This is a genomic window from Phycicoccus sp. 3266, from assembly GCF_031456495.1.
Taxonomy (GTDB): domain Bacteria; phylum Actinomycetota; class Actinomycetes; order Actinomycetales; family Dermatophilaceae; genus Pedococcus.
In genome coordinates this window covers 430,487-455,452 of record NZ_JAVDUW010000002.1, presented here as the reverse complement: position 1 = coordinate 455,452, position 24,966 = coordinate 430,487, and the positions used below count along the sequence as shown (strand labels likewise).

22 protein-coding genes are annotated in these 24,966 nt (G+C 71.4%); 16 read left to right on the top strand and 6 right to left on the bottom strand.

From position 1 onward, the window contains the following. The first annotated feature begins 39 nt into the window (after positions 1-39). The 12 genes from J2X64_RS11985 to J2X64_RS11930 all read left to right on the top strand — a co-directional run bounded on the left by J2X64_RS11985 (position 40) and on the right by J2X64_RS11930 (position 13,460). On the top strand, positions 40-1,035 hold the full coding sequence (locus J2X64_RS11985) for an ABC transporter permease (protein WP_310154511.1): 996 nt from the start codon (positions 40-42) through the stop codon (positions 1,033-1,035). A 48-nt stretch (positions 1,036-1,083) separates the two neighbouring features. Beyond that, entirely contained in the window at positions 1,084-2,841 is a 1,758-nt protein-coding gene (locus J2X64_RS11980; protein ID WP_310154508.1) for an ABC transporter substrate-binding protein, read from the top strand. Between the two features lie 95 nt (positions 2,842-2,936). Further along, the gene (locus J2X64_RS11975) at positions 2,937-3,944 is read left to right on the top strand and encodes an ABC transporter permease (protein ID WP_310154506.1); all 1,008 of its coding nucleotides are present in this window, start codon (positions 2,937-2,939) and stop codon (positions 3,942-3,944) included. Next, positions 3,941-5,062 (top strand): ABC transporter ATP-binding protein, encoded by a 1,122-nt coding sequence (locus tag J2X64_RS11970; RefSeq protein WP_310154503.1) that lies wholly within the window; start codon positions 3,941-3,943, stop codon positions 5,060-5,062. The genes J2X64_RS11975 and J2X64_RS11970 overlap by 4 nt, the downstream gene beginning before the upstream one ends. A gap of 4 nt (positions 5,063-5,066) precedes the next feature. Then, positions 5,067-6,107, top strand: a complete 1,041-nt coding sequence (locus J2X64_RS11965) for a dipeptide ABC transporter ATP-binding protein (protein WP_310154500.1) — start codon at positions 5,067-5,069, stop codon at positions 6,105-6,107. 212 nt (positions 6,108-6,319) lie between these two features. Beyond that, complete coding sequence (locus J2X64_RS11960; protein ID WP_310154497.1) at positions 6,320-7,996, top strand: ABC transporter substrate-binding protein; 1,677 nt, start codon at positions 6,320-6,322, stop codon at positions 7,994-7,996. 98 nt (positions 7,997-8,094) lie between these two features. Continuing rightward, a complete protein-coding gene (locus J2X64_RS11955) occupies positions 8,095-9,105 on the top strand; it encodes an ABC transporter permease (RefSeq protein ID WP_310154494.1) in 1,011 nt (336 codons plus the stop codon). A 5-nt stretch (positions 9,106-9,110) separates the two neighbouring features. After that, positions 9,111-10,109 carry an ABC transporter permease gene (locus tag J2X64_RS11950; protein ID WP_397444047.1) on the top strand — a complete coding sequence of 333 codons (999 nt, stop codon included), beginning with the start codon at positions 9,111-9,113 and terminating at the stop codon, positions 10,107-10,109. Positions 10,110-10,116: 7 nt separating this feature from the next. After that, positions 10,117-11,151, top strand: coding sequence for an ABC transporter ATP-binding protein (locus tag J2X64_RS11945; protein ID WP_310154488.1), 1,035 nt, complete (start codon positions 10,117-10,119; stop codon positions 11,149-11,151). Continuing rightward, positions 11,148-12,302, top strand: a complete 1,155-nt coding sequence (locus J2X64_RS11940; RefSeq protein ID WP_310154485.1) for an oligopeptide/dipeptide ABC transporter ATP-binding protein — start codon at positions 11,148-11,150, stop codon at positions 12,300-12,302. Before J2X64_RS11945 ends, J2X64_RS11940 begins: the two co-directional genes overlap by 4 nt. A 128-nt stretch (positions 12,303-12,430) precedes the next feature. Beyond that, positions 12,431-12,739, top strand: coding sequence for a 4a-hydroxytetrahydrobiopterin dehydratase (locus tag J2X64_RS11935; RefSeq protein WP_310154482.1), 309 nt, complete (start codon positions 12,431-12,433; stop codon positions 12,737-12,739). A gap of 10 nt (positions 12,740-12,749) precedes the next feature. Then, positions 12,750-13,460 (top strand): VIT family protein, encoded by a 711-nt coding sequence (locus J2X64_RS11930; RefSeq protein WP_310154480.1) that lies wholly within the window; start codon positions 12,750-12,752, stop codon positions 13,458-13,460. Between the two features lie 4 nt (positions 13,461-13,464). On the opposite strand, the gene J2X64_RS11925 is transcribed toward J2X64_RS11930, so the two are convergent. Beyond that, positions 13,465-14,265, bottom strand: a complete 801-nt coding sequence (locus J2X64_RS11925) for an ABC transporter permease subunit (RefSeq protein ID WP_310155859.1) — start codon at positions 14,263-14,265, stop codon at positions 13,465-13,467. Then, positions 14,255-15,226: an ABC transporter ATP-binding protein gene (locus J2X64_RS11920; protein ID WP_310154477.1), complete on the bottom strand. Its 972-nt coding sequence runs from the start codon at positions 15,224-15,226 to the stop codon at positions 14,255-14,257. The genes J2X64_RS11925 and J2X64_RS11920 overlap by 11 nt, the downstream gene beginning before the upstream one ends. Positions 15,227-15,381: 155 nt before the next feature. On the opposite strand from J2X64_RS11920, the gene J2X64_RS11915 reads away from it, so the two are divergent. Then, entirely contained in the window at positions 15,382-16,665 is a 1,284-nt protein-coding gene (locus J2X64_RS11915; protein ID WP_310154474.1) for a hemolysin family protein, read from the top strand. A gap of 6 nt (positions 16,666-16,671) precedes the next feature. On the opposite strand, the gene J2X64_RS11910 is transcribed toward J2X64_RS11915, so the two are convergent. The 3 genes from J2X64_RS11910 to J2X64_RS11900 form a co-directional block, all read right to left on the bottom strand. Beyond that, positions 16,672-16,848 (bottom strand): hypothetical protein, encoded by a 177-nt coding sequence (locus J2X64_RS11910; protein ID WP_310154471.1) that lies wholly within the window; start codon positions 16,846-16,848, stop codon positions 16,672-16,674. Positions 16,849-16,983: 135 nt separating this feature from the next. Further along, on the bottom strand, positions 16,984-17,823 hold the full coding sequence (locus J2X64_RS11905; RefSeq protein WP_310154468.1) for an alpha/beta hydrolase: 840 nt from the start codon (positions 17,821-17,823) through the stop codon (positions 16,984-16,986). Between the two features lie 54 nt (positions 17,824-17,877). Then, positions 17,878-18,789: a DMT family transporter gene (locus J2X64_RS11900; RefSeq protein WP_310154465.1), complete on the bottom strand. Its 912-nt coding sequence runs from the start codon at positions 18,787-18,789 to the stop codon at positions 17,878-17,880. A gap of 118 nt (positions 18,790-18,907) precedes the next feature. On the opposite strand from J2X64_RS11900, the gene J2X64_RS11895 reads away from it, so the two are divergent. Together J2X64_RS11895 and J2X64_RS11890 are read left to right on the top strand one after the other, a co-directional pair. Continuing rightward, positions 18,908-20,320: a PLP-dependent aminotransferase family protein gene (locus J2X64_RS11895; protein ID WP_310154462.1), complete on the top strand. Its 1,413-nt coding sequence runs from the start codon at positions 18,908-18,910 to the stop codon at positions 20,318-20,320. A 113-nt stretch (positions 20,321-20,433) separates the two neighbouring features. After that, positions 20,434-21,213 (top strand): hypothetical protein, encoded by a 780-nt coding sequence (locus J2X64_RS11890; protein ID WP_310154459.1) that lies wholly within the window; start codon positions 20,434-20,436, stop codon positions 21,211-21,213. A gap of 13 nt (positions 21,214-21,226) precedes the next feature. On the opposite strand, the gene J2X64_RS11885 is transcribed toward J2X64_RS11890, so the two are convergent. After that, positions 21,227-21,964 carry an alpha/beta hydrolase gene (locus J2X64_RS11885; RefSeq protein ID WP_310154456.1) on the bottom strand — a complete coding sequence of 246 codons (738 nt, stop codon included), beginning with the start codon at positions 21,962-21,964 and terminating at the stop codon, positions 21,227-21,229. A 193-nt stretch (positions 21,965-22,157) separates the two neighbouring features. Between J2X64_RS11885 and J2X64_RS11880 the strand changes: the two genes are divergently transcribed. Further along, the gene (locus J2X64_RS11880) at positions 22,158-24,947 is read left to right on the top strand and encodes an AAA family ATPase (RefSeq protein WP_310154454.1); all 2,790 of its coding nucleotides are present in this window, start codon (positions 22,158-22,160) and stop codon (positions 24,945-24,947) included. The last annotated feature ends 19 nt before the right edge of the window (positions 24,948-24,966 follow it).

Below are 24,966 nucleotides of genomic sequence, written 5' to 3'. Positions count from 1 at the left end.
GTCCGACGGCGCGACGACGCGACGGAGGTATGCACGCCCATGACGGTGCCCCTGGAAGTCAGCCCCACCGGCTCGGGGCCGCAGCCGGAGGACGTGCTCGCGGGCGAGACGCAGATCGAGGGCCGGTCGCTCGGCCAGATCGCGTGGCGACGGCTGCGTCGCGACCGGGTCGCCATGGCGGGGGGCGCAGTGCTCGTCTTCCTGATCCTCGTGGCGGTCTTCGCGCCCCTCATCGTCAAGGTGCTGGGCCACCCGCCCAACGAGTTCCACCAGGACCTCGTCGACACCGAGAACGGCACCCTGGGCGCGAAGGGGCCGCTCGGCGGGATCTCCTGGAAGTTCCTCATGGGCGTCGAACCGGTCAACGGCCGCGACATCTTCAGCCGGGTGGTCTACGGCTCCCGGATCTCCCTGCTCATCGCATTCTTCGCCACCCTGCTGTCGGTGCTCATCGGGTCGACCCTGGGCATCGTCGCGGGTTACGTCGGCGGCTGGGTGGACGCGGCGATCAGCCGGTTGATGGACGTGTTCCTCGCGTTCCCGCTGCTCGTCTTCGCGATCGCGCTGGCGGGCGTCGTCCCCGACAAGGCGTTCGGCCTCTCGGGCAACGCTCTGCGCATCGTGATGCTCATCTTCATCATCGGCTTCTTCAACTGGCCGTACATCGGGCGCATCGTGCGCGGCCAGGCGCTGTCGCTGCGGGAGCGCGAGTTCGTCGACGCCGCGAAGGGGCTCGGGGCGAGGTCGCCGTACATCCTCGCGCGCGAGGTGCTGCCCAACCTGCTGGCCCCGATCCTGGTCTACGCGACGCTGCTCATCCCGACCAACATCCTGTTCGAGGCCGCCCTGTCGTTCCTCGGCGTCGGCGTCCAGCCGCCGACCGCGTCCTGGGGCGGGATGCTGTCCGACGCCGTGACGTACTACACGATGCCGCACTTCCTCCTCTGGCCCGGACTCGCGATCTTCGTGACGGTCCTCGCCTTCAACCTGTTCGGCGACGGACTCCGAGATGCGCTCGACCCCCGAGCCCGCTGATCCGCGGCGCTCGGCCCTTGAAACACCAGGAAGAAGGGTGAACACACCATGAGATCTGGAAGAGCGGCTCACCTGGCGATCGCCTCGGTCGCGGCGCTGGGCCTCGTCGCCTGCGCGGGGGGTGGAGGCAGCACCTCGGGCGGCAGCTCGGGGGGATCCGCCAGCGGCAGCTTCAACGCTGCCGTCAAGGCGGTCTACAACGCCTCGGACAAGAAGGGCGGGATCGTCAAGTTCGCGGACGAGGGCGAGCCCGACAGCACCGACCCGGGTGACACCTACTACGGCTACATGTGGGACTTCATCCGCCTCTACACGCGCTCGCTCACGATGTTCACCGTCGCGCCCGGCGACAAGAGCAACCAGCTGGTGGGCGACCTGGCCGAGGGCCTCGGCAAGGCCACCGACGGCGGCAAGACCTGGACCTACAAGCTGCGCTCGGGCCTGAAGTTCGAGGACGGCACCCCGATCACCTCCAAGGACGTCAAGTACGGCATCGAGCGCTCGACCGACAAGGCCACGTTCCCCGACGGCCCGACGTACTACGACTCGCTGCTCAACTGGCCCAAGGGCTGGGCGGGTCCGTACAAGTCCAAGGGGATGAACACGGACTCGGCCATCTCGACGCCGGACGACCTCACGATCGTCTTCCACCTCAAGGCCCCGTTCTCGAGCTTCGACTACCTCGCCATGACGCCGCAGACGGCACCGGTGCCGCAGGCCAAGGACACCGGCGCGAAGTACAAGGAGCACGTCGTCTCCAGCGGGCCGTACATGTTCGACACGTACTCCTCCGGCAAGAGCTTCACGCTGAAGCGCAACCCGAACTGGAGCGCGAGCACCGACCCGAACCGCAAGGCGCTGCCTGACGGCTACGAGTACGACATGAACGTCAACAGCGACGACATCGACAACCGGATCGTCGCCGGCGACCTCGACATCGCCGCCGTCGGCACGGGCGTCACCCCGGCCACGCAGAGCCGCGTGCTGTCCGACCCGACGCTGAAGGCGCGCGCGGACAACGCCACCCTGGCGCGGCTCTGGTACACCTCGATCAACCCGACGGTGAAGCCGTTCGACAACATCAACTGCCGCATCGCGGTCGAGTACGCCATGGACCGGACGTCGTACCAGACCGCCTACGGCGGCCCGTTCGCCGGCGGCGACCTCGCCACCACGCTGCTGCCGCCCGTCATCCCCGGATACCAGAAGTTCGACGACTACCCGACTCCCGGCGGGAAGGGCGACCTCGCGAAGGCCAAGGAGTACCTGGCCAAGTGCGGCCAGCCCAACGGCTTCTCGACCAACATCTCCTACCGCAACGAGCGGCCGAAGGAGAAGGCTGCGGCCGAGGCGTGGCAGCAGCAGCTCGCCAAGGTGGGCATCAAGGTGACCCCCAAGGGCTTCGCCAAGAAGGACTACTTCTCGACGTATGCCGGGAACCCGCCCTACGTGGTCAAGAACGACCTCGGCCTCGTCGTCAACGGATGGGGCGCGGACTGGAACGACGGCTACGGCTTCCTGTCCCAGATCACCGACAGCCGCGTCATCCGTGACACGGGTGGCTCGTCGAACACCAGCGTGCGCATCCCGGCGGTCGACCAGCTGCTCGACCAGGCGGCGACCGAGCTGGACGTCAGCAAGCGCAACGCGATCTGGGGCGAGATCGACAAGAAGGTCATGGACCAGGCAGTCATCTACCCCGGCGTCTACGCCAAGAGCCTGCTGCTGCGTGGGAAGAGCCTCACCAACGTGTTCGTCAACCCGCAGTTCGGCATGTACGACTACGTGTCCGTCGGCAAGCCGTGACGCACTGACCGAACCTCCTCCGAGCCAAGGCAGGTGAGAGCCTCCGACGACCGGCCCGGGCCCCATCCGGGCCGGTCGTCCCGGCAACAGCTGTGGTGACCTACATCCTCCGCCGACTGATCGCGGCGGCCGTGCTCCTCGTGGTCGTGAGCATGGTCGTCTTCGCGATCTTCTACCTCTTCCCGAGGTGGGCGGGCGCCACGCCCGAGACCCTCGCGACGCGGTACGTCGGGCGCAGCGCGACGGCGGCGACCGTCAAGGAGACCGCGAAGTCCCTGGGCTTCTACGACCCCGTCTGGCTGCAGTACTGGCACTGGCTCAAGGCCGTCTTCGTCGGCCAGGACTACGACATGGGCGCAGAGGTCGAGCACTGCCCCGCGCCGTGCCTGGGCTTCTCGTTCCAGAGCAAGACGCCGGTCTGGCCCGACATCGTCGACCGCGCCCCTGTCACGTTCTCGCTCGCCGCGGGCGCCTCGATCCTGTGGCTCTTCGCCGGTGTCGCGACCGGTGTGGTCTCGGCCCTGCGGCGCGGCTCGTTCTTCGACCGGGCCGCGATGTCCATCGCGCTCGGCGGTGTGTCGCTCCCCATCTTCTTCACCGGTCTCATCGGCCTCGCCTTCTTCAGCTACCGCATCCCCCTCTTCGCCGCAGGGGGCTCCTACACGCCGATCACGCACAACCCGTTCGCGTGGGCCTACGACCTGCTGCTGCCGTGGATCACGCTGGCGTTCCTGTTCTCCGCCCAGTACGCACGACTCACGCGCGCGGGCATGCTCGAGACGATGAACGAGGACTACATCCGCACGGCCAGGGCCAAGGGCCTGCCCGAGCGGACCGTGGTCGTGAGGCACGGCCTGCGCGGTGCCCTCACCCCCATCCTCACCATCTTCGGCCTCGACCTCGGACTGCTGCTGGGAGGTGCCGTGCTCACCGAGAAGACCTTCTCGCTCAACGGACTCGGCAAGTACACCGTCGACGCGATCGACAACCAGGACCTGCCCCGCATCCTGGGCGTCACGCTCGTCGCGGCGTTCTTCATCGTGATGTCCAACCTGGTGGTCGACCTGCTGTACGCCGTCGTCGACCCGAGGGTGCGTCGGTGAGCGGGCAGGGGTGGTCGCGGGGTGCCACGGCAGTCCCGCACCCCGCACCGGACGCGACCGGCCTCGGGGGCCTCGGCCCCGCGCCCGCCGACGCCTTCCTCTCGGTGCGCGACCTGCAGGTGCACTTCCCGACCGACGACGGGGTGGTCAAGTCGGTCGACGGGCTCTCCTTCGACCTCGCGCGCGGCAGGACCCTGGGCATCGTCGGGGAGTCGGGGTCGGGCAAGAGCGTGACGAGCCTGTCCATCATGGGACTGCACGACCCCGGCTCGGTCCGGATGACCGGTTCCATCCTGCTCGGCGGCACCGAGCTCGTGGGCGCCCCGCGCGAGCTCGTCCGCAGCCTGCGGGGCAAGCGGATGGCGATGATCTTCCAGGACCCGCTCTCGTCGATGCACCCCTTCTACACGGTGGGGCACCAGGTCATCGAGGCCTACCGGGTCCACAACGACGTCCCCAAGGCGGTGGCGCGCAAGCACGCGATCGAGATGCTCGACCGCGTCGGCATCCCGCAGCCGGACCGCCGGGTCGACGACTACCCGCACCAGTTCTCCGGCGGCATGCGACAGCGCGCCATGATCGCCATGGCCCTGTCCTGCGACCCCGACCTGCTCATCGCGGACGAGCCGACCACCGCGCTCGACGTCACCGTGCAGGCCCAGATCCTCGACCTCATCAGGGACCTGCAGGGCGAGTTCAACTCGGCTGTCATCATCATCACGCACGACCTCGGCGTGGTCGCCGAGCTCGCCGACGACATCCTCGTGATGTATGCCGGGAGGTCCGTCGAGTACTCCGCCGCGGACGAGGTGTTCAACCACCCGCAGCACCCGTACACGTGGGGCCTGCTCGGCTCGATGCCGCGGCTGGACCGTGGGACGACCGAACGCCTGCTGCCGATCCCCGGCACGCCGCCGAGCCTCATCCGCGTGCCCCCGGGGTGCCCGTTCCACCCCCGGTGCCGGTTCCGCGACCGGGTCGGCGCTGCGTGCACGACGGAGCGGCCGGCGTTCCGCGAGGTCGCCCCGGACCACCACATCGCCTGTCACCTCGAGGCCGCCGAACGCGAGGAGATCTGGACCCAGGAGATCCAGCCCTCGCTGGGTGCAGGGAGCTGACACCGTGACCACCGACATCGCCCGTGCCACCGGCCCGCTCCTGCAGGTCCGCGAGCTCACGAAGCACTTCCCGATCCGGCGCGGCCTGCTGCAGCGGCAGGTCGGGGCCGTCCAGGCCGTCGACGGGCTCACGTTCGACGTGCACACGGGCGAGACCCTCGCCCTCGTGGGGGAGTCTGGCTGCGGCAAGACGACAACGGGTCGGATGCTCACCAGGCTCATCGAGCCGAGTGCCGGCGAGATCCTCTTCGAGGGACGCGACATCACCCACCTGTCCACGGCGCGGATGCGGCCCCTGCGGCGGGACGTCCAGATGATCTTCCAGGACCCGTTCTCGTCCCTGAACCCCAGGCACACCGTCGGCACCATCGTCGGCGCGCCGTTCCGGCTGCAGGGCATCGAGACCCCCCACGGCGTCAAGAAGGCCGTGCAGGACCTGCTCGAGCTCGTCGGCCTCAATCCCGAGCACTACAACCGCTACCCGCACGAGTTCTCGGGGGGCCAGCGGCAGCGCATCGGCATCGCGCGGTCACTGGCCCTCAAGCCCAAGCTGATCGTGGCCGACGAGCCGGTCTCCGCCCTGGACGTCTCGATCCAGGCCCAGGTCATCAACCTGCTCGAGGACCTGCAGGACGAGCTGGGCCTGACCTACGTCGTGATCGCCCACGACCTGTCGGTGGTCCGGCACATGTCCGACCGGGTCGCCGTGATGTACCTCGGGAAGATGGTGGAGCTCGCCAGCCGCGACGCCCTCTACGCCAGCCCCATGCACCCGTACACCACCGCCCTGCTGTCCGCGGTCCCCATCCCGGACACCCAGCGTCGCCGCCACCGCGAGCGGATCCGCCTGCAGGGCGACGTCCCGAGCCCGATCGACCCACCGCCGGCGTGTCGCTTCCACACCCGGTGCTGGAAGGCCCAGGAGGTCTGCCGCACCGTCGAGCCACCGCTCGTCGAGCTCCGTCCTGAGCACCGCGTCGCCTGCCACTTCCCCGAGAACGCACCGTCCCGGCCGGCCGTGGAGGACACGACACCACTCGCATGACGGACCGTGCGGGCGCAACCGTGCGTATTCGGGCACGGGTCTCACTTTTGTTAATTTCGGCGGCGCAGGAGCGTCCCCGCCCCACTTCTCGCTAGGGTCCCTCACCAACCGTAGGAAGGTTTGCGCCCCGCACTCCTCCTCGGCAGGCACCATCGGCTCCACCCCTGGCGCCCGACCGGGTCGACCAGAGTTCGCACACAAGCGAGGTATTCATGAAGCTCACGCGGAAGGCGGCCCCGGTCGCCTTGGCGACGACGCTCGCCCTCTCCCTTGCCGCCTGCGCCCAGTCCAACCGGGACAACGGCAGCGGTTCCTCGGGCAGCGCCGGCAACATCAAGGACACGCTCACGTTCGGCGCCGCCGGCGCCCCCGAGCTGTTCGACCCCTTCTACGCCACCGACGGCGAGACCTTCCGGGTCACCCGACAGATGATGGAGGGCCTGGTCGGCATCAAGCCGGGCACCGCCGACATCGAGCCGGAGCTCGCCACCAAGTGGGAGTCCTCGTCGGACGGCAAGGAGTGGACGTTCACCCTCCGCCAGGGCGTCAAGTTCTGGGACGGCACCCCGTTCAACGCGGCTGCCGTCTGCTACAACTTCGAGCGCATGTTCGACCAGAACGAGGTCGCCGCGGGTGGCCCCGCCGGGTACTGGGCCGACGTGATGGGCTCGTTCAAGTCCGACGCCAAGAACGCCCTGTACCAGGGCTGCACGGCCAAGGACGACATGACGGCCGTCATCAAGATCAGCCGCCCGACCTCGAAGTTCCCGACCGCCCTGTCGCTGGACTCCTTCTCCATGCAGTCCCCGAAGGCGCTCAAGGACGGCGACGCCAACAACGTCACCAAGCAGGGTGACGGGTTCGGCTACCCGGCCTACTCCAAGAACCCGGTCGGCACCGGCCCGTACAAGCTGGAGAAGTTCGACGAGGCCAACAAGACGGTCACCCTCGTCGCGAACGACAGCTACTGGGGCGAGAAGCCGAAGACGAAGAAGATCGTCTTCAAGATCATCCCCGACGAGTCGACCCGTCGCCAGGAGCTCGAGGCCGGCAGCATCGACGGCTACGACCTGCCGAACCCCGCTGACTGGAAGGGCCTGAAGGACTCGGGCAACCAGCTGCTGATCCGCCCGGCGTTCAACATCCTGTACGTCGGCCTGAACCCGCAGCACAACCCGAAGCTCAAGGACCTCAAGGTCCGCCAGGCGCTCTACTACGCCATGAACCGCGACCAGCTCGTCAAGACCCAGCTGCCCGAGGGCGCAACGGTCGCGACGCAGTTCATGCCGGAGACGGTCGACGGCTACAACAAGTCGCTGCAGGCCTACCCGTACGACCCGGCGAAGGCCAAGTCGCTGCTCAAGGAGGCCGGCGCCGAGGGCATGACCCTCAACTTCGCCTACCCCTCCGACGTGTCGCGTCCGTACATGCCGAACCCGCAGAAGATCTACGAGGCGCTGCGCAGCGACCTCGAGAACGTCGGCATCAAGGTCCAGGTCAGCACCAAGCCGTGGAACGGTGGCTACCTCGACACCGTCGACAACGGCGGCTACGACGCGTGGCTGCTCGGCTGGACCGGTGACTACAACTCGGCCGACAACTTCATCGGCACGTTCTTCTCCAACCTCAAGGCGAACGACTTCCACACCAGCGTCACCTCCTACGGTGCGCAGCTGTCGAAGGACCTCGAGGCAGCCGACTCGATCGTCGACGAGGGGCAGCGCGCCGCGGCCTACGAGAAGATCAACCAGCAGATCCAGGAGGACTACCTGCCGGGTCTGGCGATCAGCCACTCCCCGCCGGCCCTCGTCGTGAGCAGCAAGGTGAAGGGCCTCGTCCCGAGCCCGCTCACCGCGGAGACCTTCTCGACGGTGACCGTCAGCAAGTGACCCGAGGACTGACCTCGGACAGCACTTCCTAAGACTGTGGCCGTCCCAGCACAATCGCTGGGACGGCCACAGTCGCGACTGAAGGAGATCGACCCCCCGTGCTCAGATTCATCCTCAGACGGCTCCTCCAGATGGTGGGCGTGGTCATCGTGCTCTCGATGCTCGTCTTCCTCTGGCTGCGGTCGCTCCCCGGCGGCACCGTGTCCGCCATGCTCGGCGAGCGGGCCACTCCCGCCCGCCGGGCCGCGCTGGAGAAGGCCCTCGGCCTCGACCAGCCGATCTACGTGCAGTACTGGGAGTTCGTGAAGCGGGCTCTGCAGGGCAAGTTCGGTGCCAGCACGGGGGTGCAGGCCGGTACCGACGCCTTCGACATCTTCCTGCAGCGCTTCCCCGCGACCATCGAGCTCGCCCTCTTCTCGATCATCCTGGCGATCGCCATCGGCATCCCGCTGGGCTACCTCGCCGCCCGGCGCCGCGCCTCGTGGTTCGACAACCTCTCGGTCGTCGGGTCGCTCATCGGCGTCGCCGTGCCGGTGTTCTTCCTGGCGTTCCTGCTCAAGTACTTCTTCGCGATCCAGCTGCACTGGCTCCCGGTCTCGGGCCGCCAGGACTCGAGCATCGACGCCACCCGCGTGACCGGCTTCTTCGTCCTCGACGGCCTGCTCACGCGCGAGTGGGACTCCGCCTGGGACGCCATCAAGCACCTCATCCTGCCCGGCCTCGCGCTGGCGACCATCCCGTTCGCGGTGATCTTCCGCATCACCCGGGCGGCCGTCCTCGACGTCATGGACGAGGACTACGTGCGCACCGCCGAGTCCAAGGGCCTGACCCGTCGCGTCATCCGCGGCCGCCACGTCCTGCGCAACGCGCTGCTGCCGGTCGTCACGACGATCGGCCTGCAGACCGGTGGCCTGCTCGTCGGCGCGGTGCTGACCGAGCGCGTCTTCAGCTGGGGCGGCCTCGGTGAGGCGACGGCCCTGTCCTTCGAGCGCCGCGACTACGCCGTGCTCCAGGTGCTGCTGCTGATGTTCGCCATCACCTTCGTCGTGATCAACCTGCTGGTCGACATCGCGTATGCCGTGATCGACCCCCGAATCCGGACGAGGTGAAGCCGGTGCCCAACCCCCTCAACCCCAGTACTAAGAAGCAGCGCATCGACGACCTCGCCGCCTCCACCGCCGGTGGCGGCGTGGCCCTCGCGGACCGTTCCGTCGGCGACGCGGGGCACGTCGAGGAGTCGGCCGGTGTCTCGCTCATCGCGAGCGCCTGGCGGCGGCTGCGCGGCAACCCCGTGTTCCTGCTCGGTGCGACGATCAGCGCGCTGTTCATCCTGCTCGCGATCTTCGCCCCGCTCCTGGCACCGCACGACCCCACTGCACGGCTGCTCATCGACCAGGTGCGTCCGCAGACCAACCCCATCCCCGGGGCCCAGCCGGGCTACCCGCTCGGCGCGGACTCGGTGGGACGCGACATCTTCTCGCGGCTGATCGTCGGCAGCCGGCAGACCCTCATCGTCGGCGTGCTGGCGACCCTGTTCGGGTTCGCCGGCGGCCTGGCGCTGGGCACCCTGGCCGGCGCCTTCGGCGGCTGGGCGGACTCCCTCGTGATGCGGCTCGTCGACGTGATGCTGTCGATCCCCTCACTGCTGCTCGCCGTCTCCATCGCGGCACTGGCCTCCAAGCCCAGCCAGTGGACCGTCATCATCGCCATCGCTGTGGTCCAGGTGCCGATCTTCGCCCGGCTGCTCCGCGGCTCGCTGCTCGCCCAACGGGCCAGCGACCACGTGCTCGCCGCGAGGGCCCTCGGCGTGAAGCGGTCCGCCATCGTGTTCCGGCACATGCTGCCGAACGCTCTGGGACCGGTCATCGTCCAGGCGACCCTCGTGCTGGCTGGCGCGATCATCGACGCCGCCGCGCTGTCCTTCCTGGGTGTCGGCAACCCCGACGACCGCCAGCCGGAGTGGGGCCAGATGCTCGGTGCCGCCCAGGAGTACATCTACGACAACCCGGCCCTCGCCGTGTGGCCCGCGCTGTGCATCATCATCGTGGCCCTGGGCTTCACCCTCATGGGTGAGTCGCTGCGCGAGGCCCTCGACCCCAAGAGCCGGAGGTAACGGCCGCATGACCGAGACCATCGAGAACGTCCGCACCTCGCGCACCGACGGCAGCGAGCCGCTGCTGTCGGTCCGCGACCTGCGCGTCACGTTCCGCCGTTCCGGCGACGAGCCGTTCGTGGCGGTCGACGGCGTCAGCTTCGACGTCCGCCCCGGCCAGACCGTCGGCCTCGTCGGCGAGTCCGGCTGCGGCAAGTCGGTGACGTCGCTGGCGATCATGGGCCTGCTCCCCACCCGCGGCGTGACGGTCGAGGGCGAGGTGCTGTTCAACGGCGCCGACCTGCTCAAGGAGTCCCGCGACCAGATGCGCGACCGGCGCGGCCGCGACCTGGGCATGATCTTCCAGGACCCGCTGTCGTCGCTGAACCCCGTCGTCCCGATCGGGCTGCAGGTGACCGAGGTGCTCGAGCGGCACCGCGGCCTGTCCCGCAAGGCCGCCCGGCCCATCGCCCGCGAGATGCTCGACAAGGTCGGCATCCCGGACCCGGACCGCCGGCTCAAGGACTACCCGCACCAGCTCTCCGGCGGCATGCGCCAGCGCGCCCTCATCGCGATGGCCCTGGCCTGCGAGCCGCGGCTGCTCATCGCCGACGAGCCCACGACCGCCCTCGACGTGACCATCCAGGCCCAGATCCTGGCCCTGCTCAAGGAGCTGGTCGAGGACACCGGGACCGCGCTGATCATGATCACGCACGACCTCGGCGTCGTCGCCGGCCTCGTCGACCGCGTCAACGTCCTCTACGGCGGCAAGATCGTCGAGCGTGGCGACCGGCACCCGCTGTTCGCCGAGCCGCGGCACCCGTACACCAACGGGTTGCTCGGCTCGATCCCCCGGCTCGACGGCTCCCGCGGCGAGCGCCTGCACCCGATCCCGGGGTCGGTCGCCGACAACCTGCCGTGGACGTCGGCCTGTGCGTTCGCGCCCCGGTGCCCGAACGCCGTCGACGAGTGCGTGCAGCACATGCCCGAGCTCGTCGAGGAGGGCTCGCGGGCCCTGCGCTGCTTCAACCCCGTGCGCCCCGGCCAGGAGGAGACCCGATGACCGCCACCGCCGAGACCCGCTCGACGCGCAGCGGCGACGACCGCGAGGTCCTCGTCGACGTCAAGGGCGTGAAGGTCCACTTCCCCATCAAGAAGGGCGTCATCTTCGACCGCACCGTCGGCCACGTCTACGCCGTCGACGGCGTGGACCTGCAGATCCGCCAGGGCGAGACCTACGGGCTCGTCGGCGAGTCCGGCTGCGGCAAGTCCACCCTCGGCCGGGCCATCCTCAACCTCGAGCCGCCCACCGCGGGCAGCGTCGAGTTCGACGGGGTCGACATCGCCTCCCTCAAGGGCGAGGAGCTGCGGCGCAAGCGCCAGGACATCCAGATGGTCTTCCAGGACCCCATGGGCAGCCTCGACCCGCGCCAGTCGGTCGAGTCGCTGCTGCTCGAGGGCATGAAGGCGCACGGCCTGGCCAAGGACGAGAAGCAGGCCTCGGCCCGGCTGCGCGAGCTGCTCAAGGCCGTCGGCCTGCCCCCGGCCGCGCTGCGCAAGTACCCGCACGAGTTCTCCGGCGGCCAGCGCCAGCGCATCGGGATCGCCCGGGCGCTGTCGGTCAACCCCAAGCTCATCGTCGCGGACGAGCCGGTCTCGGCCCTCGACGTCTCGGTGCAGGCGCAGGTCATCAACCTGCTCGAGGAGCTCCAGGACGAGTACGGCCTGACCTACCTCGTCATCGCCCACGACCTGGCCGTGGTGCGGCACATCAGCGACCGGATCGGCGTGATGTACCTGGGCTCCCTCGTCGAGGAGAGCGACGCGGTGGAGCTGTACGAGCAGCCGCTGCACCCGTACACCCGCGCGCTGATGTCCGCCGTCCCGGTGCCCGACCCGCTCGTGGAGGACCGCCGTGAGCGCATCCTGCTCACCGGCGACCTGCCCTCCCCGGCCAACCCGCCCCGGGGCTGCCGGTTCCACACCCGCTGCCCGTGGCGGCAGGAGACGAAGTGCGACACCGACCGCCCGCAGCTGCGGGTCGTCGAGGTCGACGGTGTCTCCGGCAACCACCGGGTGGCGTGCCACTGGGCGGAGCAGATCGCGTCCGGCGAGATCCAGCCGCACGAGGTCAAGGCGGTGGCCACCGAGCAGCACGAGTCGGGTGGCGACGCCGACTTCATGGGCCCGGCCTCGGTGCAGGAAGCCCTCTGACGGCCGGGACCACCACCCGTCGGTATGCCGCGTGCGCGCCTGCGCACGCGGCATACCGCTGTCCGGGGTCGGGACAGGTGAGGTTCGCCTTCCATGACAGGCGGGGCCGTCCTTGCCAGAGTGTGTCCATGGCCAGGTTGCTGAACGACGAGGAGATCGGTCGCCAGCTGCGCGACCTGCCGGGGTGGGGGCGCGACGGGAACGCGATCCGCGCCACCTACGAGGCGCCTGACTTCCCCACCGCGATCCGGCTCGTCGACGACGTGGCGCAGGACGCGGAGCAGATGGACCACCACCCCGACATCGACATCCGGTGGCGTGCGGTGCGGTTCACGTGTGCCACCCACTCCGAGGGCGGCCTCACCCAGCTCGACGTCGAGCTGGCGCACCGCATCCGCGAGGCAGCCGCCCGTCTGGGGGCGACGGCCGGTGAGTGAGGAGACCGAGGTGAGCAGGATCCCCCACACCGGCGAGGCCCACTCGCAGGGCATCGGGCAGCGGCTCAACTGGCTGCGTGCGGGCGTGCTCGGTGCCAACGACGGCATCGTGTCGACCGCGGGCATCGTCATCGGCGTGGCCGCCGCGACCACCGCCCGCGGCGCGATCCTCACCGCGGGCGTCGCCGGCCTGGCCGCCGGTGCGATGAGCATGGCGGCCGGCGAGTACGTCTCGGTGAGCACCCAGCGCGACACCGAGAAGGCCCTCCTCGCCAAAGAGGAGCGCGAGCTGCGCGAGATGCCGGAGGAGGAGCTCGCCGAGCTCACCGAGATCTACCGGGCCAAGGGGCTCAGCCCCGAGCTCGCCCGCGAGGTCGCCGTGCAGCTCACCGACCACGACGCCCTCGGGGCGCACGCCGAGGCCGAGCTGGGCATCGACCCGAACGACCTGACCAACCCGTGGCACGCCGCCTGGGCCTCGATGCTGGCGTTCACCATCGGCGCCCTGCTGCCCCTGGTCGCGATCCTCGTCGTGCCGGTGTCGGCGCGGGTGTGGGTCACGGCTGTCGCCGTGGCCATCGCCCTGGCGGTGACCGGCTGGGCCAGTGCGCGCCTCGGCGGTGCCAGGGTGCAGCCGGCCGTGCTGCGCAACGTCGGTGGTGGCGTGCTGGCCATGGTCGTCACCTACGGCATCGGCGCCCTGGTCGGCACCCAGCTCTGACCGCCTACCCGCGGACGTCTCGCCGGCGGAATCCCCAGACGGCCACCGCGACCAGGAGCACGAAGGTCGCCAGGGCCACGCCGAGCGCGGGGTAGGAGATACCGGTGCGCAGCGGGTCGTGCGCCGCGTACTGGTAGAAGGGCGAGTACCGCTGGAGTGGCTCCAGCCAGTCGACCATCGACCCCAGCCCGTTCACGAGGTACGCCACGACGACCAGGCCCGCCGCCGTGCCCCGCGCGAGACCTGCGTGGCCCGTGCCCGCACCGACCGCGAGCGCGACGCCGCCGAAGACCAGCGCGAGGGCCGCGAGGTGGGCCATCGCAGCGACGACCCCCGAGACCGGCAGGTGCAGGTCGAACGCCGCACCCTCCAGCACCAGGGCCACCCCCGTCACCACGACGAGCAGGACGGTGCCGATGACCAGGGCCAGGGCCTTGTCGAGCAGGACCCGAGTCCGGCTCACCGGTGCGCCCAGCAGCAGGTCGATGCTGTGCCGGTCCTCCTCGCCGGCGACGGCCGAGGAGCCCTGGCCGACGGCGTAGATGATGAGCAGCGCGGGAGCCATGAAGGACATGAGCTCGATCTGGATGTAGCCCGTCGGGGTCGACATGTCGGCGCCGGCCGTGGCGAACAGCGAGCGGAACGCCTCGGGCATCTGGTCCAGGAAGTCGCTCATCGACGGCTGGTCGCGCAGGCTCGGCCAGATCGCGGCATACAGCAGCACGACGAGCACGATCGAGCCGACCCAGCCCACGAGCGCCCGCCGCTGGTCGAAGAGGGTCTTGCGCCAGACGTCAGCCAGCATCGTCACCACCCCCGGTGTAGTAGCCGAGGAAGGCCTCCTCGAGCTCGGCCTCGGTGCAGGTCAGGTCGCGCAGCCGGTGCCGGCTCAGGGCCTTGACCACGCCGTCCAGCGACGCCTCTGGCGCCTTGCAGACGAGGTCGTGGCCCTGCACGGACAGGTCACGCACCCCCTCGACCGCCGCGAACTCCGCCGGGTCGACCGGGGTCGCCAGCGTGGCCCGGATGTGGTGGAGCGAGCGGGCCCGGAGCGCCTCGAGACCCTCCACCGCGACCAGCCGGCCCTGCCGCAGCACGGCGACCCGGTCGGCCACCCGCTGCACCTCCGCGAGCACGTGCGAGCTCAGCAGCACGGCGCCACCCGCCTGCGCCTGCTCACGCACGCACCGCTTGAACTCCTGCTGCGCCATCGGGTCCAGGCCGTTGGTCGGCTCGTCGAGGACGAGGAGGTCGACCGGCGCCATCATCGCCAGGACGAGGGCGAGCTTCTGTCGGTTGCCGCGGGACAGCTCCCCGCCGCGGCGCGAGAGGTCGAGGTCGAAGCGCTCGGCGAGCTCGCGGGCGCGTCCGTGGTGGCGCAGTCCCCGCAGGGAGCCGAGGAACTCCAGGTGCTGCTCCCCCGTGAGCCTGGGGTAGATGCCGCCCTCGCCTGACAGGTAGCCGACCCGGCGGCGCACGGCCACCGAGTCGGCCCAGGCGTCGTGCCCGCACACGAGCGCGGAACCCGTGGTGGGGCGCAGCAGCCCCATCAGCAGCCGCAGGGTCGTGGTCTTGCCCGCGCCGTTGGGGCCGAGGTACCCGAAGACCTCACCCGGCTCGATCCGCAGGTCGAGGTCGCGCAGGGCCCAGAACGACCCGTACCGCTTGCCGAGCCCGGACGCCTGGACCACCGGCTCCTGGGCGCGGGGCGCCACCTCGGGTGCGGTGGCGGGCGTGCGGACGGTGGGCGGGCTCCCTGTGCTCATGGCGGCCTCCTCCACCTCACCCTCCCGAGCGCGGGAGCCGGGGCACAGGGACGAAGGGCCCGGCTGCCCCGACCGGCCGGAACTCGCCCGCCCGTCGGGTCGTTGGACGCGACTCAGGCCCTCTCCCCTACCAGGACCGGTGATCCCACCCAGCCATGTCCGGCTATTGGCTCGACATCGCCCTCGTCGCCGTGCTCGTCCTCCTCAACGCGGTCTTCGCCGGCAGCGAGATGGCACTGGTCTCGCTCCGCGAGGGCCAGCTGCGCCAGCTGGAGCGTGACGGCTCCGCCCGCTCACAGCGGCTCGTCCGCCTGGCCCGGGACCCCAACCGGTTCCTCGCGACCATCCAGATCGGCATCACCCTGGCCGGCTTCCTCGCGTCCGCGACGGCGGCGGTGTCGCTGGCCGAGCCGCTCGTGCCGCACCTGCAGTTCCTCGGCTCGGCCGCCGAGGCGCTGTCCGTGGCCGTCGTGACGCTGGTGCTGTCGTTCCTCACCCTGGTCCTCGGCGAGCTGGCCCCGAAGCGTCTCGCGATGCAGTGGGCCCTCCCGTGGGCCTCGACGGTGGCCCGCCCGCTCGACCTGCTGTCGACCGCGGCACGCCCCGCCGTCGCCCTGCTCAGCGCCTCGACCAACGTCGTGGTCCGGCTGCTCGGCGGGCGCCCCGACGCCGAGGGTGAGGAGCTCTCGGCGGCCGAGCTGCGCGACCTCGTGACGAGCAACCCCGAGCTCGACCACGGCCAGCGCGAGATCATCAGCGGCGCCCTCGAGCTGCACGAGCGGATCCTGCGCCAGGTGCTGGTGCCCCGCGGGGCGGTCCTGGCGCTGCCTGCCGACACCCCGGTGGCCGAGGCACGCGAGCAGATGGCGCGGGCCGGCCACTCCCGCGTGCCCATCACCCGCGGCAACCACCTCGACCGCGTCCTGGGAATCGTCCACTGGGGCGCCGTCGTCCACGGTGACGACGAGCCCGTCGGGTCGCGGGTCCAGCCGGCGCTCATGCTCCCGGACACCGTCCGGGTGTCCGAGGCCCTGCGCCGGTTCAAGGAGGAGAGGCAGCAGATGGCGATCGTCGTCGACGAGCACGGCTCGGTCGACGGCATCGTCACCCTGGAGGACCTGCTCGAGGAGCTCGTCGGCGAGATCTGGGACGAGACGGATCGCGACGTGCTCGCGGCCCACCGGCACGACGACGGCTCGGTCACGCTGCCCGGGACCTTCCCGGTCCACGACCTCACCGACGTGGGGGTCGAGCTCGCCCTTGCCCCCTCGACCGACTACGCCACGGTGGCTGGCCTGGTGCTCAAGGAGCTCGGCCGCGTGCCGGAGCGGCCAGGTGACCTCGTCGCCGTCGGCGACTGGACGATCGAGGTGACCCGCGTCGCGCACCACGCCGTCACCCAGGTCCGCCTGCGACGTCCCGCGGCAGACCAGGCCTGAGCCGGGTCACTGGCAGAGCTGGGTGCCCGTGGGCAGGAAGCGGGGCGGGACCGCCGAGATGGGACGCGGGTCCTGGCGGAACGTCGAGCAGAACGCCTTGGTCAGCTCGTAGTTGTAGACCCCGACCACGACGGCCGACGCCGACAGGAGGATCAGCACCCCCATGGTCACGCTCTTGATCACGAGACGCAGTGTGGGGCCGGCACCCCTCGGCTGTGGGCGGATCGGGCCACCCTCCCCCATTTGGATGAGGACGCTTGTCAGGGTCTGTGCCGGTTCGTGTTCGTTCCGCGCACCACGACGGCCGGCCGCCCGGGCTCAGGAGGCAGCAGCGCCCGTCACCGCACCGGGCTGGCCGACCGCGATCCGCGCCATCGCAGCGAGCGAGGCCGTGCCGGGCGCCAGGTAGTCGTTGTGGCCGTACGCGCCGTCCACCGGCAGGGGCAGGGCCCCGAACGCCGGAGCGGTGGGGTCCGCCCCGTGGCCGAGGTCGCCGTAGCGGGTGTACGGCACCAGGCCGATGGGGTCGCCCTCCGCGCGCCCGGCCCAGACCCGCGCGGTGGTGCCGAGGTCGGCGCGGCGCTCGACGTCCATCCCCGGCGAGCCGATCGCGACTATGTCGCTGACGCGCAGGTGCGGGGCGGCGTGGCCGCACACGACCGAGCCGTAGCTGTGGCACACCAGCGTGACGTTCGCCGTGCGGGGCAGGGTGGCGACGAACCTGGCCAGGCGCGGGGCGCCCGCGATGGCGCGGTCCGATCGGGCCGCGGCCACGCCGAGGTCCTGCGGCGGGTCGTAGTCGAGCCACACCACCACGGCGGACTCGTGCGCCGGGTCGTCCTCCCGCATCCGCGTCAGCAGCGCCCGCGCCTGGACCGCCGGGTGCCTGCGGGTGGCCGCGGTCTCGTCGGCGATGAGCGGGCCCGTCCACGAGACACCCGGGACGAGGACGGCGACGTGGCGGGCCTTCGTGAGGTCGCCGAAGACCTCGACGATGCGCCCGGCACCGAGGGAGTCCGCCGAGAGCACGTGGGCGACGACGGCACCCGGGGCGGTGCGGACGACGGCGTTGTCGGCGATCTCCTGCGCCGCTGCCGGGCTGACCCAGACGCCACCGACGAGGACGGCAGAGAGCAGCAGGGGGTAACGCTTCTTCACGGGCGGGACGGCCTGGTCGGGTCTGCCGGCCGGGGGCAGGAGGGAGTTCGCGGGTCAGCCAACCACAGGAGTCTGTGTGTTCCCTCGGCGCCGGGCGCGTCGGCCGGCGCCCCGCCCGAGCCGGGCGCGGACGGCCACCCGCGCGCTGGCGACGACGACGGCACCGCACAGGAGGGTCTGCCACGTCACCCGCTCGCGGAGCAGGAGCGCCGCCCACAGGATGCTCAGCACCGGTTGCACGAGCTGGACCTGGCTCACCCGTGCCATCGGCCCGATGGCCAGCCCGCGGTACCAGGCGAAGAAGCCCAGGTACATGGAGACGACGCACAGGTAGGAGAAGGCGAGCCACTGGACGGCCGTCCCCGACGGCGCCCGGTCGACGACGGACACGACGGTGAGCGCGGCCATGACCGGGGCCGACAGCACGAGCGCCCACGAGACCGTCTGCCACGCCCCCAGCTCCCGCGCGAGCAGGCCGCCCTCGGCATACCCCACGGCGGCAGCGAGGACGGCGCCGAGCAGGAGCAGGTCCGCCCAGTGCAGCGATCCGAGGCCACCACCCTGGAGCGCCGCGAACACGACCACGGCGACCGCCCCCGTCGCCGCGGAGGCCCAGAACGTCCACGGCACCGACTCCTTGCCGCGCAGGACGGCCATGGCGGCCGTGGCGGCCGGCAGCAGGCCGATGACGACCGCGCCGTGGCTGGCCGGCGTGGTGGTCAGGGCGTACGACGTGAGCAGCGGGAAGCCGAGGACGACGCCGGCCCCGACGACCGCCAGGCGACGGACCTGGCGCCAGGACGGCCGGGACTGGCGGGTGGCGAGGAGGGCGACCGTCGCCAGCAGGGCAGCCACGACGGCTCGACCGGAGCCGAGGAACAGCGCGGACAGCCCGTCGTGGGTGGCGACCCGCGTGAACGGCACCGTGAACGAGAAGGCCGTGGTCCCGGCCAGGCCCCAGCCCAAGCCGGACCTCGCGGACGCCGCCGGCTGTGGCGTGGACGGCAGTTCCGCCGAGGACGGCGCATCCGCCGCAGTGGATAGCACCGGGGCCGTCGGGACGATAGCGCTACTCTGGTTCGTCATGAACGACGATAGCGCAAGCCGGATCGTGGCGGCTCTGCGCCCGTGGATCACGTCGGCACCACCCGGTGCCCGGCTGCCGTCCAACCGCTCGCTGGTGGCCGAGTACGGCGCGAGTCCCGTGACCGTCCAGAAGGCGGTGCGCCGGCTGGTCGCGCTGGGGCTGGTCGAGAGCCGCCCGGGCGTCGGCACGTTCGTGCGCTCGGCCCCCACCGCGCCGCGTCCGGCCGACCTCGGGTGGCAGACGGCCGCGTTGGGCGCCCCGCGCATCCGCACGAGCGGCCTCCCCTCGACCCAGCGCGCGTCGGCGCCCGACGCCATCCGCCTGCACTCGGGGTACCCGGCACCCGACCTGCTGCCCGAGCGGCTCGTCCGCGCCGCCCTGCAACGCGCCGCACGCACCGAAGCGGCCCTGACCCGCTCACCCACCGCTGGGCTGCCGGAGCTGCAGGCGTGGTTCGCCGGCCAGGTCGCCGCGAGCGCACCCTCGGGCGTCACCCCGCCCTCTCCCCGCGACGCCCTCGTCGTTGCGGGGAGCCAGAGCGCCCTCAGCTCCGTCTTCCGGGCGGTCGTCGGACCCGGGCAGCCCCTCGTCGTCGAGTCCCCCACCTACTGGGGCGCCATCCTCGCGGCCGAGCAGGCCGGGGTGGTGCTCGTGCCCGTGCCCTCGGGTCCCGACGGACCCGACCCCGACGAGGTGGACCGCGCGTTCGCGACGACCGGGGCCAGGGCCTTCTACGCCCAGCCCACGTTCGCGAACCCCACCGGTGCGCAGTGGTCGCGCGACACCGGCCTCGCCGTGCTCGAGGTCGTCCGACACCGGGGTGCGTTCCTCGTCGAGGACGACTGGGCGCACGACCTGGGCATCGATACCGACCCCGCGCCGGTCGCCGGCCACGACGACGACGGGCACGTCATCTACCTGCGGTCGCTGACCAAGTCGGTCTCCCCCGCCCTGCGGGTCGCGGCGGTGGTCGCCCGGGGGCCCGCGCGCGAGCGCGTCCTCGCCGACAGGGCCGCGGAGAGCATGTACGTCAGCGGGGTCCTCCAGGCAGCCGCGCTCGACGTCGTGACGCAGCCGGCGTGGGCCACGCACCTGCGATCGATGCGCCACCAGCTCAGGGCGCGCAGGGACAGCCTGCTCGAGGCGGTCACCACACATGCACCCGCCCTGCACGTGGACCACCTCCCACGTGGTGGCCTCAACCTGTGGGCGCGGCTGCCCGACGGCACCGACGTGCAGCAGGTCGTGCGGGACTGCGAGACCCGTGGGCTGGTCGTCGCCCCCGGCACCGAGTGGTTCCCGGCGGAGCCCTCCGGCCCGTACCTCCGGCTCAACTTCGCCGCCGAGGACCCCGCCCGGTTCGACGAAGCCGGCCGCATCCTCGGCGAGGTCGTCACCGCATCCACCTGAGCCGTCCCACACGGCGCGGCCCCTGACGGGTCCCCGTCGCAGGATCGCCGGAACCGGCCACGTCGGGCACGCGGGATCCCTACCCTGTCCCCAGTCGTGCGAAGGGGGCTCCGATGCCGATGTACAGCGGGAGACATCCGACCGTGACCTGGTACGTCGGACCGTGGGCGCAGCGCGACCGCGGCCCGGCGCCCGTCGAGGTGACCAGGTCGGACCCGTCTTCCCTCACGTTCCTCAACCCGCGCGTCTCCCTCCCCGGTCTGGTCGTCGTCGGCGTGGCGCTCGTCGCCGTGTTCGCGCTGCTCGTCGACGAGGGGCTCGGTGGAATCCTGGCCTTCGGCTTCATGGCCCTCGTCGTCGGGATCCTGGGCGCGGACCGCCTGCTGAGGAGCCGCCGGCCGGCCGTGGTCGTGGGGCCCGGAGGCGTGTGGTTCGGACCCGAGGCCGGCTCGACCTCCTCGAACGTCGTCGCCTGGGCCGACGTCAGCGAGCTCGTCCTCTTCACCGCCGTCCACGACGGACCCAAGGTCGACTCCGACAGCTCGGTCCGGTCCGGGACGGCCCTTGGCGCCCGCCGGCTGGCGCCTCCGTCGCTGCCGCCGGACGTGCAGCAGGACTGGGAGCAGCTCATGCGGTTCGTGGGCCAGGCACCGCACACCGCGGAGGCGCTGCAGGCCAACCTGCAGCAGGCGGCGCTCCTGCCCCACCGCTTCGTCCGGCCCTCGGCACTGCGCCGGCGCGAGGAGCTCGCGACGGCCGTCGAGCGGTGGGCACCGCACGTCCGAGTGACCTCGGGCGACCGCGTCGACTTCCGGATCCGCCACCCGTTGCTCCCCATGGCCCGTGACGCCATCGACGGCATCCGCGACTCGCTGCGGCGACCCGGCGACTGAGGCGCAGGGCGGGTCAGCCCAGGGCCGCCACGGCCTCGAGGATCGTCGCCGTCACCGCCTCCGGTTGGGAGACCATGACGGCGTGCGAGGAGGCGATGGTTCCGATGGTCGCCCCGGCCCGCTCGGCCATCCACCTCTGGCCGCTGGGCGGGATCGCCCTGTCGTTCTCGGCCACCAGGGCCCACGACTGCACGTCGCGCCACGCGGGCGGCCCGGCCTGCCCGGTGAATGCCCCCGTGGCAAGGGGTCGTTGCGACCACGCCATCACCCGCGCCACCTCGGCGGGGACGTCGGCGGCGAAGACCTGGGCGAAGCTCTCGGTCCTGATGTACAGGTCGGCGTCCGTGGCCGCCCCGTCCGGCGACCCTGCGGCGGTGAACGGCCTCGCCAGCGTGGTGTCGGGTCCCAGCTCACCGCCCGGGAAGCGCGCCGGGTCCAGCACCGTGGCGATGCTCTCGCCGGAGTCGAGGATGTATGCCGCGACGAACACGAGGGCGCGGACGTTGGCAGCACCTCGGGCCGCCTCCCCGATGACGGCGCCACCGTAGGAGTGGCCCACGAGGACCACCGGCCCGGGGAGCGTCGCGACCACGCTGCGTACCTGCTCGGCGTCCCGTCCCAGCGCACGCAGCTCGTTGGGGATGGCGATGACCGGCAGCCCGGCCGCGTCGAGCGCGGTCATGGTGGTCGACCACCCGCTGGAGTCGGCGAACGCACCGTGGACGAAGGCGACGGTGGGGGTACTCGTCATGACGGGCTCCTGACCTGGGTGCTTGTCGGCTGGCCCCGGCGCGGGGCCGGCCGATCACGAGTGGTTCTTGAGCGTTCAGGGTGCCCCTGGGGCTGGTCCCACGCCTTGCGCACGACGACGCAACCCATGACTGTCCTCGACGCCTGCTGGGAGGAGGGTGGACGAAACCGGTGGACGCACTCATGCTCGACCCATGGCCATGCCGACCGGGACGCCGCTCCTCGGCCGCGAGCAGGTGCTGGACCGGCTGCTCGACATGCTGGAGGGCGTGGAGATCGCTGGAAGGGCCGTGGGCCTTTCCGGGGAACCTGGGATCGGCAAGACCCTGCTGCAGGCGCACGTCGCGGAGCGGGCCCGGGACTCCGGTTTCGCCGTGTTGTCGGCGCGCGGGAGCCAGCGTGAGGCGCACCTGCCCTACGCCAACCTGCACCAGCTGCTCGGTCCCGTCCTGTCCCACGTCGATGAGCTGCCCACCCAGCAGCGTGACTCGTTGCTGGCGTGCTTCGGCATGGTCGCAGTCGAGTCGGTCAACCCGTTCTTCACGTCGTTGGCAGTGCTCGAGCTCCTCGTCCGCGCATCCGGCGAGAACCCGCTCCTGGTGGCGCTCGACGACCTCCACTGGATGGACCAGCCGACCCTCGACGCACTGGCATTCGTCGCCAGGCGGATCGAGACCGAGCGGATCGTCCTGCTGTGCACCTCGCGCACCCAAGAACCACTGCTCGGGGACGACCAGACCTTCACCTGGATCGAGCTGCCCAGCCTGCCCGAGACCGTCGCCGAGGAGCTCGTGGCGACGTGCGCCCCCGGGCTCGCATCCCCGATGCGGGAACGCATCGTCGCGGAGTCAGGCGGCAACCCGCTGGCCCTGGTCGAGTTCGCGAAGGCGCTGCAGTCGGGGACGCTCAGCTGGGCTGACGACGCCGATCGCGCACTTCCGATGACCGACCGCCTCGAACGTGCCTTCACCGCGAGAGCGGACGCGGTCAGCCCCTCAGCGCGTGCGGTGCTTGACGTCGCCGCGCTCGACGACGGGGACGACGTGGAGCTCCTCGTGACTGCTGCTTCCGTGTTGGCGGGGGCCCCAGTCGGACTGGAGGCGGTTTCGCCGGCGGTGGACCTGGGGTTCCTCACGGTCGACGGCCCGGCATACGCCATCGCCCATCCCCTGGTGGGTTCCGCGCTGCGACGCGCCATGACGCCCGAACGGCGCAGGAAGGGCCACGCCGCTCTTGCCGAAGCACTGGCCGCGTACCCCGACCGCGCCACCTGGCACAGGGCGAGCTCCGTGGCCGGACGGGACGAGCAGATCGCCGCCGAGCTGGAGAGGTCTGCCGACGAGGCTCGCCGTCGGGGGGCCTTCGCGACTGCGCTTGCACAGCTCGAGCGCTCCGCGGCGCTCACGCCGGACGCGCAGGACCGGGGCGCGAGGCTGCTCAGCGCGGCGGAGCTCGGGTTCCAGCTCGGTCGCCACGCCCACGTCGAGCAGCTCAGGGCGCAGGTCTCGGGGCTGACCCTGCGCCCGCGCGACCGCTCCCGCCTGACCTGGCTGGAGGGCGCCTTCCACGACGGCGCGACGAGCGACCCCGCCGATGTCCGGCACCTGGTCGACCTGGCGCGAGATGCCAACGGGCACGACGACACCGACCTGGCGATGCAGCTCCTCTTCGGCGCCGCACGAAGGGTGTGGTGGCGGGATCCGGGGGACGCGGTCCGCCGTGAGGTCATCGGTGCCGCACGTGAGGTCGCCCTGCCCCCCGGCGACCCGCGGGTGCTCGCCGTCCTCGGTCTCGCCGAGTCGCTCGAGCTGAGCTCGTCCATCCTCGCGGAGCTCGACCGGTGGCCGGCCGACCTGGGCGAACGGGCGGACCTGGCGGCTCCTCTGGGGATCGCCGCCTTCTGCGCCGGCGACTTCGTCCGCGCGGACTCGTTCCTGTCCGCGGCCATCCACCGGCTGCGTACCGACGGGCGCCTGAGCCTGCTCGCAGAGGCCCTGTCGATCCGGGCGTGGGCGGAGATCAACCTCGGGGTCTTCGACGCGAGTCGTTCCGCCGACGAGGGCATGCGACTGGCGGCCGAGACCGGGCAACGGGTGTGGGCGGGAACGGCCGGCTTGGCCGTGGCCACCATCGACGCCATCGCCGGACGGTGGCACGGTCGCCATCCGGCTCTGACCAGGGCGGAGCAGATCGCCCTGCAGCTGCCCAACGCCAGCTCCTCGCTCCTGGCCGGGGCACAGCTGGCCCGGGGGTTGGCAGAGCTCGCGTCCAACCGGCAGGAGCAGGCCTACGGCGAGCTGGCGCGCGTCTTCCGGCCGACCGACCCGTCGCACCAGCGCGTGCAGTCGCTGTGGACCATCGGCTACCTGGCGGAGGCGGCGGTCAGCACCGGCCGCCGCGAGGAAGCAAGGCCCCTGCTCGCTGCGGTGGAGGACCTGGCCTCGGACTCTCCTGCTGCGGGTGCCCGGATCCCGGTGGAGCACGCCAGGGCGGTCCTCGCGGACGACGGCTCGGCCGAGGAGCTGTTCCGGGCTGCGTTGTCGGGCGCGGGGCGCACGTTCCCGTGGCACCAGGCGCGCACGCAGCTGGCGTACGGCTCGTGGCTGCGGCGCCAACGCAGGGTCACAGAGTCACGGGAGCCCCTGAGATCGGCACGCACGGCCTTCGAGGCCCTGGGAGCCCAGCCGTGGGCGCAGCGGGCGGACCACGAACTGAGGGCGACCGGGGAACGCGGTTGGGAACCCACGACCCGGAGACAGGAGGAGCTGTCGCCGCAGGAGGCCCAGATCGCGGCGCTCGCGGCACGCGGCCTGTCGAACCGGGAGATCGGCCAGCGCCTCTTCCTCTCGCACCGCACCGTGGGCTCGCACCTGTACCGGGCGTTCCCGAAGCTCGGCATCACCAGCCGTCAGCAGCTGGCCGAGGTCCTCGTCGGCGACCAGCATGCGAGAGGACCGCTGAACCAGGCGCAGTCATCCGACTGAAGCGGGCTGCTCCGGCGCA

Bases quoted from the DNA above. Each gene is read 5' to 3' on its own strand.
- J2X64_RS11925 (WP_310155859.1), bottom strand. From the start codon at position 14,265: ATGCTGGCTGACGTCTGGCGCAAGACCCTCTTCGACCAGCGGCGGGCG.
- J2X64_RS11915 (WP_310154474.1), top strand. From the start codon at position 15,382: ATGTCCGGCTATTGGCTCGACATCGCCCTCGTCGCCGTGCTCGTCCTC.
- J2X64_RS11880 (WP_310154454.1), top strand. From the start codon at position 22,158: ATGGCCATGCCGACCGGGACGCCGCTCCTCGGCCGCGAGCAGGTGCTG.
- J2X64_RS11920 (WP_310154477.1), bottom strand. From the start codon at position 15,226: ATGAGCACAGGGAGCCCGCCCACCGTCCGCACGCCCGCCACCGCACCC.
- J2X64_RS11885 (WP_310154456.1), bottom strand. From the start codon at position 21,964: ATGACGAGTACCCCCACCGTCGCCTTCGTCCACGGTGCGTTCGCCGAC.
- J2X64_RS11960 (WP_310154497.1), top strand. From the start codon at position 6,320: ATGAAGCTCACGCGGAAGGCGGCCCCGGTCGCCTTGGCGACGACGCTC.
- J2X64_RS11935 (WP_310154482.1), top strand. From the start codon at position 12,431: ATGGCCAGGTTGCTGAACGACGAGGAGATCGGTCGCCAGCTGCGCGAC.
- J2X64_RS11890 (WP_310154459.1), top strand. From the start codon at position 20,434: ATGCCGATGTACAGCGGGAGACATCCGACCGTGACCTGGTACGTCGGA.
- J2X64_RS11985 (WP_310154511.1), top strand. From the start codon at position 40: ATGACGGTGCCCCTGGAAGTCAGCCCCACCGGCTCGGGGCCGCAGCCG.
- J2X64_RS11940 (WP_310154485.1), top strand. From the start codon at position 11,148: ATGACCGCCACCGCCGAGACCCGCTCGACGCGCAGCGGCGACGACCGC.
- J2X64_RS11980 (WP_310154508.1), top strand. From the start codon at position 1,084: ATGAGATCTGGAAGAGCGGCTCACCTGGCGATCGCCTCGGTCGCGGCG.
- J2X64_RS11945 (WP_310154488.1), top strand. From the start codon at position 10,117: ATGACCGAGACCATCGAGAACGTCCGCACCTCGCGCACCGACGGCAGC.
- J2X64_RS11895 (WP_310154462.1), top strand. From the start codon at position 18,908: ATGAACGACGATAGCGCAAGCCGGATCGTGGCGGCTCTGCGCCCGTGG.